Annotated in this window: 13 protein-coding genes; 6 read left to right on the plus strand and 7 right to left on the minus strand. The window is 53.7% G+C overall.

Going from position 1 to position 13,077, the window contains the following annotated elements:
- Nucleotides 1-44: 44 nt before the first annotated feature.
- The 4 genes from gpsA to ACLJR2_RS04740 all read right to left on the minus strand — a co-directional run bounded on the left by gpsA (nt 45) and on the right by ACLJR2_RS04740 (nt 2,343).
- Nucleotides 45-1,064 (minus strand): NAD(P)H-dependent glycerol-3-phosphate dehydrogenase, encoded by a 1,020-nt coding sequence (gene gpsA, locus ACLJR2_RS04725; RefSeq protein WP_001076596.1) that lies wholly within the window; start codon nt 1,062-1,064, stop codon nt 45-47.
- A complete protein-coding gene (secB, locus tag ACLJR2_RS04730) occupies nt 1,064-1,531 on the minus strand; it encodes a protein-export chaperone SecB (protein ID WP_000003370.1) in 468 nt (155 codons plus the stop codon). The genes gpsA and secB overlap by 1 nt, the downstream gene beginning before the upstream one ends.
- Nucleotides 1,532-1,574: 43 nt before the next feature.
- Nucleotides 1,575-1,826: a glutaredoxin 3 gene (gene grxC, locus ACLJR2_RS04735; protein WP_001273795.1), complete on the minus strand. Its 252-nt coding sequence runs from the start codon at nt 1,824-1,826 to the stop codon at nt 1,575-1,577.
- A gap of 85 nt (nt 1,827-1,911) precedes the next feature.
- On the minus strand, nt 1,912-2,343 hold the full coding sequence (locus ACLJR2_RS04740) for a rhodanese-like domain-containing protein (RefSeq protein WP_001156179.1): 432 nt from the start codon (nt 2,341-2,343) through the stop codon (nt 1,912-1,914).
- Between the two features lie 247 nt (nt 2,344-2,590).
- On the opposite strand from ACLJR2_RS04740, the gene gpmM reads away from it, so the two are divergent.
- Genes gpmM through ACLJR2_RS04755 form a run of 3 tightly spaced genes read left to right on the plus strand, consistent with a single transcriptional unit; the run spans nt 2,591 to nt 6,394 of the window.
- Nucleotides 2,591-4,135, plus strand: a complete 1,545-nt coding sequence (gpmM, locus tag ACLJR2_RS04745) for a 2,3-bisphosphoglycerate-independent phosphoglycerate mutase (RefSeq protein WP_000116576.1) — start codon at nt 2,591-2,593, stop codon at nt 4,133-4,135.
- A 33-nt stretch (nt 4,136-4,168) separates the two neighbouring features.
- Complete coding sequence (envC, locus tag ACLJR2_RS04750) at nt 4,169-5,428, plus strand: murein hydrolase activator EnvC (protein WP_058814511.1); 1,260 nt, start codon at nt 4,169-4,171, stop codon at nt 5,426-5,428.
- Between the two features lie 3 nt (nt 5,429-5,431).
- Nucleotides 5,432-6,394 carry a divergent polysaccharide deacetylase family protein gene (locus tag ACLJR2_RS04755; protein ID WP_001135519.1) on the plus strand — a complete coding sequence of 321 codons (963 nt, stop codon included), beginning with the start codon at nt 5,432-5,434 and terminating at the stop codon, nt 6,392-6,394.
- Here ACLJR2_RS04755 and ACLJR2_RS04760 read toward each other — a convergent pair.
- The 3 genes from ACLJR2_RS04760 to kbl all read right to left on the minus strand — a co-directional run bounded on the left by ACLJR2_RS04760 (nt 6,381) and on the right by kbl (nt 9,940).
- Nucleotides 6,381-7,415, minus strand: coding sequence for a glycosyltransferase (locus tag ACLJR2_RS04760; protein WP_000798208.1), 1,035 nt, complete (start codon nt 7,413-7,415; stop codon nt 6,381-6,383). The two genes, ACLJR2_RS04755 and ACLJR2_RS04760, sit on opposite strands and share 14 nt — an antisense overlap.
- Nucleotides 7,416-7,708: 293 nt before the next feature.
- Complete coding sequence (tdh, locus tag ACLJR2_RS04765; RefSeq protein ID WP_000645990.1) at nt 7,709-8,734, minus strand: L-threonine 3-dehydrogenase; 1,026 nt, start codon at nt 8,732-8,734, stop codon at nt 7,709-7,711.
- Nucleotides 8,735-8,743: 9 nt separating this feature from the next.
- The gene (gene kbl / locus ACLJR2_RS04770; protein WP_001213795.1) at nt 8,744-9,940 is read right to left on the minus strand and encodes a glycine C-acetyltransferase; all 1,197 of its coding nucleotides are present in this window, start codon (nt 9,938-9,940) and stop codon (nt 8,744-8,746) included.
- A 202-nt stretch (nt 9,941-10,142) separates the two neighbouring features.
- On the opposite strand from kbl, the gene rfaD reads away from it, so the two are divergent.
- From rfaD to rfaC, 3 genes are read left to right on the plus strand one after another with little or no spacing between them, the layout of a single operon-like run.
- A complete protein-coding gene (gene rfaD / locus ACLJR2_RS04775; protein ID WP_000587774.1) occupies nt 10,143-11,075 on the plus strand; it encodes an ADP-glyceromanno-heptose 6-epimerase in 933 nt (310 codons plus the stop codon).
- Nucleotides 11,076-11,077: 2 nt separating this feature from the next.
- Complete coding sequence (gene rfaF / locus ACLJR2_RS04780; RefSeq protein ID WP_000699202.1) at nt 11,078-12,124, plus strand: ADP-heptose--LPS heptosyltransferase RfaF; 1,047 nt, start codon at nt 11,078-11,080, stop codon at nt 12,122-12,124.
- A complete protein-coding gene (gene rfaC / locus ACLJR2_RS04785; protein ID WP_001264614.1) occupies nt 12,124-13,077 on the plus strand; it encodes a lipopolysaccharide heptosyltransferase RfaC in 954 nt (317 codons plus the stop codon). Before rfaF ends, rfaC begins: the two co-directional genes overlap by 1 nt.

Here is a 13,077-nt window from a genome sequence, read left to right on the forward strand (position 1 = left end):
CGTTCTGTGCGGGTTGGGTCGTTTATGCAAACAGTTCCTTACGGCTAGTGGCGACTCAGCTCTTCCTTGCGGGCGCGACCTAATAACGTTAATGCTGCCTCGCGCGCGTTTTTTCCGCAATACAATACTTGATAAATTTCCTCGGTTATTGGCATTTCAACACCAAAACGGTGCGCCAATTCACGAACTTCTTTCGTATTGCGATAGCCTTCGACCACCTGGCCAATCTTATCCTGCGCGCCTTTAACGTCCATGCCCTGGCCAAGCATCATGCCAAAACGACGGTTGCGCGACTGGTTGTCGGTACAGGTCAGCACCAGATCGCCTAAGCCCGCCATCCCCATAAAGGTGGCGGGATCGGCGCCAAGCGCTGCGCCAAGCCGCGACATTTCGGTCAGTCCACGCGTGATTAGCGCCGTGCGGGCGTTCGCGCCGAAGCCGATGCCGTCAGACATCCCCGCGCCAATCGCAATCACGTTTTTCACCGCGCCGCCAAGCTGCACGCCGATAAAATCCGCATTGATATAGACGCGAAAACTTTTTCCGCAGTGCAACAGTTGCTGGAGATCGTCGGCAAAGGTCTCATCGGTTGAGGCCAGCGAGATTGCCGTCGGCAAACCCGCCGCCAGCTCTTTAGCGAACGTCGGACCGGAAATCACCGCCAGCGGGATTTGATCGCCTAACGCCTCGCGAGCGACATCCTGCAACAGGCGCCCCGTTTCCGCTTCCAGGCCTTTGGTCGCCCATACCAGACGCGCATCCGGACGCATCAGCGGTTTAATCTGCCGCAGCACGTCGCTGAAAACATGGCTTGGCACCACCACCAGAATGTTACGACTGGCCGCCAGCGCGGTTGCTAAGTCGCTTTCCAGGTGTAACGTATCGGGAAAAGGCACATCGGGAAGGAACGCGACGTTGCAGCGATCGTGCTCCAGGGTCGCGATATGTTTTGGGTCGTGGCCCCACAGGACAACCTGGTGGCCGTTTCTCGCCAGAGTGATGGCAAGAGCGGTGCCGTACGAGCCGGCACCGATGACTGTCATTGACGCATTACTTTGGTTCATCAGGCATCCTGATGTTCTTCAGTACCTTCGCCAGCCTGCTGCTGCAAATAGTTCATGAACAGCGCATCAAAGTTGACCGGCGCAAGGTTCAGTTGCGGGAACGTACCGCGTGAAACCAGGCTGGTGATGCACTCGCGAGCATACGGGAACAGAATGTTCGGGCAGTATGCGCCCAGGCAATGCGCCATCTGAGTACCTTCAATACCGCTGATGGAGAAAATACCGGCCTGCTGAACTTCGCACAGGAACGCGGTTTCTTCCCCCAGGGAAGCCGTTACGGTAACACGCAGCACAACTTCATAAACGTCATCCGCCAGTTGGGAAGATGCCGTATCAAGATCCAGTTTAACCTCTGGCTGCCAATCTTTCTGGAAAACATGCGGTGCGTTTGGCGCTTCGAAAGAAACATCCTTGGTATAGATACGTTGGATCTGGAAAGCCATTTCAGTGTTATTTTGTTCTGACATGTGTAAAACCCTTTAGTGTTGTCCTTAAATACTTGAGTACGCCTTAACGCAACAGCGGATCCAGTCCACCACGCGCATCCAGCGCATACAAGTCGTCACAACCGCCAATGTGCTGTGCATCAATAAAAATTTGCGGAACCGTCGTTCGGCCACTACGTTTGATCATCTCTTCACGCTTCACGGCGTCGCCGTCAATCGCAATTTCCTGGAAACTCACGCCCTTGCTGTTTAACAGCGCCTTTGCACGATGGCAAAACGGACAGGTTGCTTTGGTGTAGATTTCAATATTGGCCATGACTTCGCTCCTGTTTTTTACCCGATGGATTTCATGTCGACGCAAGGGCAAGTCATTCCCCTTGCGTCATGAAAACGACGGGTAATCACTTACCGCGCACCAGAGGCAGATTCTCGCCGCTCCAGCCTGCTACGCCTTCTTTCAACACAAAGACCTTTTCAAAGCCGGCTTTTGTCAGCGCGTTAGCGGATTCCTGGCACTGCATACCAGAACCGTCGACCACGATAATCGGCTTGTCTTTGTGCTTTTCCAGTTCGCCAACATTGTTGGCTTTGATTTCGCTCGGCAGCAAATTGGTCGCGCCAGCGATATGGCCTTTACGGAAATCGTCACGTTGACGTAAATCCACAACAACGGCGTCCTCTTTGTTGATAAGGCGCGTGGCTTCGCCGCGTGTAATCACCTTAACTTTTGAAGTCAGACCTTTGAACGTGGTAAATAAAACCGCCACCAGTAACGCAATCCAGGCGATACTCAGTATGGGATGACGGCCAACAAATTGCATAATTTCTTGCATGGGGGGTAACAACTCCCGACGTAGTGATTAAAAAACCAGGAAAGGAGTATACCTGTGCAGTGGCGCAAATACAGCCAGAGCGTGCACTGGAATGCATTTTTGCGGGGCGCTACGAAAAAAAATCACGCTATTACTTGCCTTCTCACGCCAGCGCGATCCCTTTCTTTGATCTTCTGAGGCTATTTTATCGATTCAGCTGTAGTAAAATTACGCAATTATTTTGTCTATTGAGTATGAGGTTGTCGCAATGTCGGTTTCTAAAAAACCTATGGTACTGGTGATTCTGGATGGCTACGGCTACCGTGAAGAACAGCAGGATAACGCTATCTTAAACGCCAAAACCCCGGTGATGGATGCTCTGTGGGCAAAACGTCCGCATACCCTGATCGACGCATCCGGTCTGGAAGTGGGTCTGCCTGACCGCCAGATGGGCAACTCCGAAGTGGGCCACGTTAACCTGGGCGCAGGCCGCATCGTTTATCAGGACCTGACGCGTCTGGACGTTGAAATTAAAGAACGTACTTTCTTTGCTAACCCAGTCCTGACCAATGCGGTAGACCAGGCGAAAAACGCCGGTAAAGCGGTTCATATTATGGGTCTGCTGTCCGCGGGCGGCGTCCACAGCCACGAAGATCACATTATGGCGATGGTGGAGCTGGCCGCAGAGCGCGGCGCAGAAAAAATCTATCTGCACGCCTTCCTCGACGGTCGCGACACGCCGCCGCGCAGCGCTGAAGCCTCGCTGAAAAAATTCGAAGACAAATTCGCCGCGCTGGGCAAAGGCCGCGTGGCGTCTATCGTCGGTCGTTACTACGCTATGGACCGCGACAACCGTTGGGATCGCGTGGAAAAAGCGTATGATCTGATGACCCTGGCCCAGGGCGAATTCCAGGCGGATACCGCCGTGGCTGGCCTGCAGGCCGCTTACGCTCGTGATGAAAACGATGAGTTTGTCAAAGCGACCGTTATCCGCGCCGAGGGCCAGGCTGATGCGGCGATGGAAGACGGCGACACGCTGATTTTCATGAACTTCCGCGCTGACCGCGCGCGCGAAATTACCCGCGCTTTCGTTAATGCTGATTTCGACGGCTTTGCGCGTAAGAAGGTGGTTAATCTGAACTTCGTGATGCTGACCGAATACGCCGCCGATATCAAAACTGCCGTTGCCTACCCACCAGCGTCGCTGGCGAATACCTTTGGCGAATGGATGGCGAAAAACGACAAAACTCAGCTGCGTATTTCCGAAACGGAAAAATATGCGCACGTAACCTTTTTCTTTAACGGCGGCGTAGAAGAACCGTTTGCTGGTGAAGAGCGCATTCTGATCAACTCCCCGAAAGTGGCCACTTATGACCTGCAACCGGAAATGAGCTCTGCAGAATTGACTGAAAAATTGGTCGCGGCGATCGAAAGCGGTAAGTACGACACCATCATTTGTAACTATCCAAACGGCGATATGGTCGGTCATACCGGCGTGATGGAAGCCGCCATCAAAGCGGTGGAAGCGTTGGATAACTGCATTGAACAGGTAACAAAAGCGGTTGAGTCCGTTGGTGGACAACTGTTGATTACCGCGGACCACGGCAACGCGGAGCAGATGCGCGATCCGGCGACCGGTCAGGCGCATACTGCCCACACCAACCTGCCGGTGCCGCTGATTTATGTCGGCGAGAAAAACGTGAAGGCGGTCGAAGGCGGCAAACTTTCAGACATTGCGCCTACCATGCTGTCGCTGATGGGGATGGAAATCCCGCAAGAGATGACTGGTAAGCCGCTGTTCATCGTGGAATAATCCCTCCCCATGAGGGGAAAGGCGATTAACACCATTCAACAGGCCGTGAAACCAAGAACGTTTTCAGTCAGGCCTTTGTTCTACGCCAGCGTACTTAGCGCTGGCGTATTGTTGTGCGCCTTTTCCGCCCACGCGGATGACCGCGATCAACTCAAATCTATTCAGGCCGATATCGCCGCGAAAGAACGCGACGTACGCCAGCAGCAGCAACAACGCGCCAGCCTCCTGGCACAACTGAAAGCTCAGGAAGAGGCCATCTCGGCCGCAGCACGTAAGTTGCGCGAAACGCAAAGCACCCTGGATCAGTTAAACGCGCAAATTGATGAGATGAACGCCTCAATTGCCAAACTGGAGCAGCAAAAAGCCAGCCAGGAGCGTAATCTTGCCGCGCAGTTGGACGCCGCTTTCCGCCAGGGCGAACACACCGGCATTCAGCTTATTCTTAGCGGAGAAGAAAGCCAGCGTGGGCAACGCCTGCAGGCCTACTTCGGCTATCTGAACCAGGCGCGCCAGGAGACTATCGCCGAACTGAAACAGACTCGCGAACAGGTCGCCACGCAAAAAGCCGAGCTGGAAGAGAAGCAAAGCCAACAACAAACGTTGCTGTATGAGCAGCGCGCCCAACAGGCGAAGCTGGAGCAGGCGCGTAATGAACGTAAGAAAACGCTTGCCGGACTGGAGTCGTCTATTCAGCAAGGCCAGCAACAGTTAAGCGAACTACGCGCCAACGAATCACGCCTACGCAACAGTATCGCGCGGGCGGAAGCGGCGGCCAAAGCGCGAGCGGAGCGTGAAGCCCGCGAAGCGCAGGCGGTACGCGATAAGCAGCAGGAAGCCTCGCGTAAAGGCAGCACCTATAAGCCGACGGAAAGCGAGCGTTCGCTAATGTCCCGCACCGGCGGTCTGGGCGCGCCTCGCGGTCAGGCATACTGGCCGGTACGCGGCCCGATATTGCATCGCTATGGCGAACGGCTGCAGGGTGAGCTACGTTGGAAGGGGATGGTGATCGGCGCGTCGGAAGGCACCGAGGTCAAAGCCATCGCCGACGGCAGGGTGATTCTGGCGGACTGGCTGCAAGGCTATGGCCTGGTGGTGGTCGTGGAGCATGGTAAAGGTGATATGAGCCTTTACGGCTATAACCAGAGCGCGCTGGTCAGCGTAGGCGCGCAGGTGCGCGCCGGACAACCTATCGCCCTTGTGGGCAGTAGCGGCGGTCAGGGCAGACCCTCGCTTTATTTCGAAATTCGTCGCCAGGGTCAGGCCGTCAATCCACAGCCGTGGTTGGGAAGATAAGTTTTGCCTCAGTTTCGTCGCTCCATTCTCACGCTGGCCACTTTGCTGGCGTTTGCACATCCCGTTTTCGCTGGCAAGCTCGCCATCGTGATTGATGATTTTGGCTATCGCCCGCACACGGAAAACCAGGTTCTGGCGCTGCCGCCAAACATCTCCGTCGCCGTACTGCCCAACGCGCCGCACGCGCGCGAAATGGCAACTAAAGCGCACAATAGCGGGCATGAGGTGTTAATCCATCTGCCGATGGCGCCGCTAAGCAAACAGCCGCTGGAGAAGGATACGCTGCGACCAGATATGAGCAGCGATGAGATCGAGCGCATTATCCGCGAGGCGGTAAACAACGTGCCGTATGCCGTCGGGCTTAATAACCACATGGGCAGCGCAATGACTTCCAGCCTGTTCGGTATGCAAAAAGTTATGCAGGCGCTGGAACATTACAATCTCTATTTTCTCGACAGCATGACGATTGGCAATAGCCAGGCGATGCGCGCGGCATCCGGTACGGGTGTGAAAGTGATCAAGCGCAAAGTGTTCCTCGACGATACGCAAAACGAGGCGGATATCCGCCGTCAGTTTAATCGCGCTATCGAACTGGCCCGTCGCAACGGTTCCGCTATCGCGATTGGTCATCCGCATCCCGCAACGGTTCGCGTGCTGCAACAGATGGTTTATCGCCTGCCGGCGGATATCACCCTGGTACGCCCAGGCAGCCTGCTCAACGAACCGCAGGTAGATACGTCCCGACCTGGTGTAACGCCGCAGAAAATTGACGCACCGCGCAATCCCTTTCGCGGCGTGAAGATGTGCAAGCCGAAAAAACCGCTGCAACCGGTCTACGCTACGCGCTTTTTCAGCGTCATCGGCGAGAGCATTACGCAAAGTTCCGTGGTTGTCTGGTTTCAGCACCAGTGGCAAGGCTGGGGGAAAATCGCCGCGCCTAAAAACGTGAGCGCTAAGACAGATTGAGCGCCTTACGGGCCATACGACGGTGTGACAAGGTTTTGTCGCGCCATTGCCACAGCCGGAAAGACCAGAGCAGCGTCTGATAAGCCGCTTTCGCGCTGCGGACGTTAGCCATCATCCGTCTATACATGCCAGAAGTAAAAATTTCGGCAATCATACGCTGGCGGGTCAAAATATCAGGCTCTTTACGTACCGCATGACAAACGCGTAACGCTTCCCAGGTAATTTGCTGGCGAAACTCCGGGTAAATCGGAATACGACGGGCATAATCACGATTGAGCTTTTCTAATAACCGCGTAATTTTAATATAATGCCGCTGATAATTAAGATTTTTATTGCCTTGTCTTTGCAAACGGCTTACCGAATTATCATGCAGGAAATATTTATATAATGATTGTTCGGTATAACGTACGCGCGTGGCATTAAACATAACTTCCGTCGACCATAATATGTCCTGATGATGTAGTCCGGGAACGAAAGTAATATTGTTATCGGTAATTAACGCACGTCGATAAACGCCCATCCAGACAACATGCGTCCAGCGTCGCGAGGCCAACGCCATACGCAACCAATCCGGTCCGCTTAATACCCCGGTGGAACGCAGACGATCGGTCGGAATAGATTGCCAGGCGTGCCCGGTTTTTCGGACGCACCAGTCCGCGTTGCACTGCGCAACGTCCAGATCATCGTTAAGCGCCATGGTCATCAGCGTTTCATACATCTTCGGGTAGACCAGGTCATCTGCATCGACAAAGGCGACATAATCGCCGGTCGCTGCTTGCAGGCCAAGATTACGGGCGACAGATGCGCCAGCATTGGCCTGATGAAGCAGTCGAACATATGGGTAATGTTCCGCGTAATGTTTTGCTATCTCAACGGAATGATCCGTCGATCCATCATTCACAATAATAATTTCCAGCGCCGACCACGTTTGCGCAATTAACGACGCCATGCAAGCATTAAAATCCGCTCCCGCATTATATAACGGGACAATGATACTCACTTTGGTTTTACTATTTTTCATAACGATTACCAGAAAAACCTTAATTTACCCTGCCTTTATACTGCGGCTCTATTAAGAAACTATTAAGCCGCCATAATTAATTTTTACAGTAAAAAGCAAGCACAAAACTCAGATTAGAGCGTGACGTTAGCGAGTAAAATAAGAGTAAAGCGCAATTACGAATGCTTGATGTCTATGACAATTCTTTACGACTTTCCAGATTTTCCCTAACAAAAAAGGTTGGTGAATGACACCAACCTTTTACGATGAAACGTATATCAGACCCGATAAATATCATCGGGTCTCTATACATATTAATCCCAGCTCAGAATAACTTTTCCTGACTGGCCTGAACGCATGGCGTCAAAACCTTTCTGGAAATCATCAATAGAGAAACGATGGGTGATAATCGGTGACAGATCCAGACCGGACTGGATCAGCGCCGCCATTTTGTACCACGTTTCGAACATCTCACGACCATAAATACCTTTAATGAACAAGCCTTTAAAGATAACTTTTGTCCAGTCGATAGACATATCTGATGGCGGAATCCCCAGCATCGCAATACGACCGCCGTGATTCATGGTGTCCAGCATGGTACGAAACGCCGGCGGCGCGCCGGACATCTCCAGACCCACATCGAACCCTTCGGTCATTCCCAGCTCCGCCATGACGTCGTTCAGGCTCTCTTTCGCGACGTTGACCGCGCGGGTGACGCCCATTTTACGCGCCAGCTCCAGACGGTATTCATTGACGTCAGTAATCACCACATGACGCGCGCCGACATGTTTCGCCACTGCGGCGGCCATTACACCGATTGGCCCCGCCCCCGACACCAGTACATCTTCGCCGACCAGATCGAAAGACAGCGCCGTATGCACCGCATTACCAAACGGGTCGAAAATAGAGGCTAAATCATCAGAAATGTTATCCGGGATTTTAAACGCATTGAACGCCGGGATGACCAGGTATTCCGCGAAGCAGCCGGGACGGTTGACGCCCACGCCGGTGGTGTTGCGACACAGGTGAGTACGACCGCCACGGCAGTTGCGGCAATGACCGCAGGTGATATGACCTTCGCCGGAGACGCGATCGCCAATTTTAAAGCCTTTCACTTCCTGACCGATGCCGACCACTTCGCCAACATATTCATGCCCCACGACCATCGGAACCGGGATGGTTTTTTGCGACCAGTCATCCCAGTTATAGATGTGAACGTCAGTACCGCAGATGGCTGTTTTACGGATTTTAATCAGCAAATCGTTATGGCCGACTTCCGGTTCCGGAACGTCGGTCATCCAGATGCCCTCTTCCGCTTTCAGTTTGGATAACGCTTTCATCTTACATCCTCAGGCAATCACGCCCAGTTGTTTACCAATACGCGTGAACGCGTCTACCGCACGCGTAATTTGCTCAGGCGTATGCGCCGCAGACATCTGGGTACGAATACGCGCCTGACCTTTTGGTACGACCGGATAGAAGAAACCGGTAACGTAAATGCCCTCTTTTTGCAGTTCGCGGGCAAATTTCTGCGCGACAACCGCATCTCCCAGCATTACCGGGATGATGGCGTGATCCGCGCCTGCCAGCGTAAATCCCGCGGCAGACATCTGCTCACGGAACTGCCGGGCGTTCGCCCACAAGCGATCGCGCAGTTCTGCGCCCGCTTCCACCATCTCTAACACTTTAATAGAAGCCGCCACGATCGCCGGCGCCAGGGAGTTGGAAAACAGATATGGGCGGGAACGCTGACGCAACCACTCAACGACCTCTTTACGCGCCGCGGTATAGCCGCCGGATGCGCCGCCTAACGCTTTGCCCAGCGTACCGGTAATAATATCTACGCGGCCCATTACGTCGCAGTATTCATGGGAACCACGACCGTTTTCGCCGACAAAGCCTACCGCGTGAGAATCATCAACCATCACCAGCGCATCGTATTTATCGGCCAGATCACAGACGCCTTTCAGATTGGCGATGACGCCATCCATTGAGAACACGCCGTCGGTGGCGATCAGGACATGACGCGCGCCGGCCTCACGCGCCTCTTTCAGCCGCGCTTCCAGCTCTGCCATATCGTTGTTGGCATAGCGATAGCGCTTCGCTTTACACAAACGCACGCCGTCAATGATAGACGCGTGATTCAGCGCGTCGGAAATAATAACGTCTTCCGCGCCCAGCAACGTCTCAAACAAGCCGCCGTTAGCATCGAAACAGGAGGAGTACAGAATCGCATCTTCCATGCCGAGGAAGCTTGCCAGCTTTTGCTCCAGCGCTTTGTGGCTGTCCTGGGTGCCGCAGATAAAACGCACGGACGCCATACCGAAACCGTGGCTGTCCATGCCCGCTTTTGCGGCATTAATCAGCTCAGGGTGATTCGCCAGCCCGAGATAGTTATTGGCGCAAAAGTTAATAACGTGGCTTCCATCCGCCACGGTGATATCCGCCTGCTGCGCAGACGTAATAATGCGCTCTTCTTTAAACAATCCTTCCGCCCGGGCGGTTTCCAGATCGTTGGTTAACTGTTTGTAAAAATCCCCACGCATTGCGATTCTCCAGACTGGGCAAATTTCAGCACATATTACCCAAAGCGATACGTTGATACGAGATGACGCGTCATCACTTCTTTAAAATGCAGCATAAATCACGCGTATCCTCACGGGTTATCAGTGAATGGATGAATAGTGTTATGATAAGAGCATTCATGTCTGAGACAGTCTCTGACACCATAATTCAAAGGTTACAGTTATGATCATCGTTACCGGCGGCGCGGGCTTTATCGGCAGCAATATCGTTAAGGCCCTGAATGATAAAGGTATCACCGATATTCTGGTGGTGGATAACCTGAAAGACGGCACCAAGTTTGTAAACCTGGTGGATCTGAACATTGCTGACTATATGGATAAGGAAGATTTCCTGATCCAGATTATGTCCGGAGAAGAGCTCGGCGATATCGAAGCTATTTTCCATGAAGGCGCCTGCTCTTCCACCACCGAGTGGGACGGCAAGTATATGATGGATAATAACTATCAATACTCCAAAGAGCTGCTGCACTATTGTCTTGAGCGCGAAATCCCGTTCCTCTATGCCTCTTCTGCCGCCACCTATGGCGGTCGCACGTCTGATTTCATCGAATCACGCGAATACGAAAAACCGCTTAACGTTTATGGCTATTCTAAATTCCTGTTTGATGAATATGTGCGCCAGATCCTGCCAGAAGCGAACTCGCAGATTGTCGGTTTCCGCTATTTCAACGTCTATGGACCACGTGAAGGCCATAAAGGCAGCATGGCAAGCGTGGCATTTCATCTGAATACACAGTTAAACAACGGCGAAAGCCCGAAACTGTTTGAAGGCAGCGAAAACTTCAAGCGCGACTTCGTTTACGTGGGCGATGTGGCCGCCGTTAACCTGTGGTTCCTGGAAAGCGGCAAGTCCGGCATCTTTAACCTGGGCACAGGCCGTGCGGAATCTTTCCAGGCCGTCGCCGACGCGACGCTGGCATACCATAAAAAAGGCAGCATTGAATACATTCCGTTCCCGGATAAGCTGAAAGGTCGCTATCAGGCGTTTACGCAGGCGGATTTAACCAATCTGCGCAACGCGGGCTACGACAAACCCTTTAAGACCGTCGCCGAAGGCGTCACGGAGTATATGGTCTGGCTGAACCGCGACGCGTAAGTATGAAAATTTTGGTCATTGGCCCGTCCTGGGTGGGCGACATGATGATGTCGCAAAGTCTCTATCGCACGCTTAAAGCGCGCTATCCCCAGGCGATAATCGACGTGATGGCGCCAGCCTGGTGTCGTCCGTTGTTATCGCGTATGCCGGAAGTTAACGAGGCGATACCCATGCCGCTGGGCCACGGCGCGCTGGAAATCGGCGAGCGCCGTAGATTGGGCCATAGCCTGCGTGAGAAGCGCTACGATCGCGCCTGGGTGCTGCCAAATTCGTTTAAATCGGCGCTGGTTCCTTTCTTTGCCAATATCCCGCACCGTACCGGCTGGCGCGGCGAAATGCGCTATGGCCTGCTGAACGATGCGCGCGTCCTTGATAAAGACGCCTGGCCGCTGATGGTGGAGCGCTACGTGGCGCTGGCCTATGACAAGGGCGTGATGCGCACGGCGAAAGATCTGCCGCAGCCGCTACTCTGGCCACAGCTCCAGGTTAGCGAGGGTGAAAAGTCGCTGATGTGCAGCGACTTTTCACTATCTTCTGAACGTCCTCTGATCGGCTTTTGCCCCGGCGCGGAATTTGGCCCGGCAAAACGTTGGCCGCACTATCACTACGCCGAACTGGCAAAGCAGCTCATTAACGAAGGGTATCAGGTCGTACTGTTTGGCTCGGCAAAAGACCATGAAGCCGGAAATGAGATCCTGGCGGCGCTGAATAGCGAGCAGCAGGCATGGTGTCGCAACCTGGCGGGGGAAACCCAGCTGGAACAGGCCGTCATTCTGATAGCCGCCTGTAAAGCCATCGTCACCAACGATTCCGGACTGATGCACGTCGCGGCGGCGCTCGACCGCCCGCTGGTCGCCTTGTATGGCCCAAGTAGCCCGGATTTCACGCCACCGCTGTCTCATAAGGCCCGGGTGATTCGTCTCATTACGGGTTATCACAAAGTGCGTAAAGGCGATACGGCGCAAGGCTATCACCAGAGCCTGATCGATATCACGCCGCAGCGGGTTCTGGAAGAGCTTCATTCGCTGTTGTCGGAAGAGGGCGTTTAATGCGGGTTTTGATCGTTAAAACATCATCGATGGGCGACGTATTACATACCCTGCCTGCGCTTACCGACGCGCAACAGGCGATTCCGGGGATTCAATTTGATTGGGTTGTCGAAGAAGGGTTTGCGCAAATTCCATCCTGGCACAGTGCTGTCGATCGCGTGATTCCCGTCGCTATTCGCCGTTGGCGCAAGGCCTGGTTTTCCGCGCCCATTAAAGCGGAACGCACAGCCTTTCATCGGGCGGTATGCGCATACCAATACGACGCTGTGATTGATGCGCAGGGGCTGGTAAAAAGCGCGGCGCTGGTGACGCGTCTGGCGCATGGGATAAAGCATGGTATGGACTGGAGTACCGCCCGCGAACCGCTGGCCAGCCTGTTCTATAACCGTAAACACCATATCGCAAAGCAACAACATGCGGTTGAACGGACGCGCGAGCTGTTCGCCAAAAGCCTGGGATACGATAAACCACAGTCGCAGGGCGATTATGCCATCGCAAAACATTTTCTGCATTGCCAGCAGGCGGTTAGCGATCCGTATGCGGTGTTTTTACATGCCACGACCCGCGATGATAAACACTGGCCGGAAGCAAACTGGCGCGAGCTTATCGGCCTGGTGGGCAACACCGGATTACGGATAAAACTTCCCTGGGGCGCGCCTCATGAGGAGGCCCGTGCTAAACGACTGGCCGAAGGCTTTGACTATGTGGATGTGTTACCGCGCATGAGCCTGGAGGAGGTCGCCAGAGTGCTGGCTGGCGCAAAATTTGTCGTATCGGTTGATACCGGCCTGAGCCATCTCACCGCCGCGCTCGACAGACCGAATATTACGCTATATGGCCCAACGGACCCTGGGTTAATTGGAGGTTATGGGAAGAACCAAATGGCATGCTGCTCACCAGAACAGAACCTGGCGAATTTAGATGCCACAAGCGTATTTGGAAAGATTCATTAA

The sequence above is a fragment of the Salmonella sp. SAL03688 genome, assembly GCF_046551895.1.
In the GTDB taxonomy this organism is placed as follows: Bacteria; Pseudomonadota; Gammaproteobacteria; order Enterobacterales; family Enterobacteriaceae; genus Salmonella; species Salmonella enterica.

Excerpts from the sequence above, each read along its gene's own strand:
- ACLJR2_RS04740 (WP_001156179.1), bottom strand. The coding sequence starts at position 2,343 with ATGCAAGAAATTATGCAATTTGTTGGCCGTCATCCCATACTGAGTATC.
- gpmM (WP_000116576.1), top strand. The coding sequence starts at position 2,591 with ATGTCGGTTTCTAAAAAACCTATGGTACTGGTGATTCTGGATGGCTAC.
- secB (WP_000003370.1), bottom strand. The coding sequence starts at position 1,531 with ATGTCAGAACAAAATAACACTGAAATGGCTTTCCAGATCCAACGTATC.
- grxC (WP_001273795.1), bottom strand. The coding sequence starts at position 1,826 with ATGGCCAATATTGAAATCTACACCAAAGCAACCTGTCCGTTTTGCCAT.
- ACLJR2_RS04760 (WP_000798208.1), bottom strand. The coding sequence starts at position 7,415 with ATGAAAAATAGTAAAACCAAAGTGAGTATCATTGTCCCGTTATATAAT.
- gpsA (WP_001076596.1), bottom strand. The coding sequence starts at position 1,064 with ATGAACCAAAGTAATGCGTCAATGACAGTCATCGGTGCCGGCTCGTAC.
- tdh (WP_000645990.1), bottom strand. The coding sequence starts at position 8,734 with ATGAAAGCGTTATCCAAACTGAAAGCGGAAGAGGGCATCTGGATGACC.
- rfaC (WP_001264614.1), top strand. The coding sequence starts at position 12,124 with ATGCGGGTTTTGATCGTTAAAACATCATCGATGGGCGACGTATTACAT.
- rfaD (WP_000587774.1), top strand. The coding sequence starts at position 10,143 with ATGATCATCGTTACCGGCGGCGCGGGCTTTATCGGCAGCAATATCGTT.
- kbl (WP_001213795.1), bottom strand. The coding sequence starts at position 9,940 with ATGCGTGGGGATTTTTACAAACAGTTAACCAACGATCTGGAAACCGCC.
- rfaF (WP_000699202.1), top strand. The coding sequence starts at position 11,078 with ATGAAAATTTTGGTCATTGGCCCGTCCTGGGTGGGCGACATGATGATG.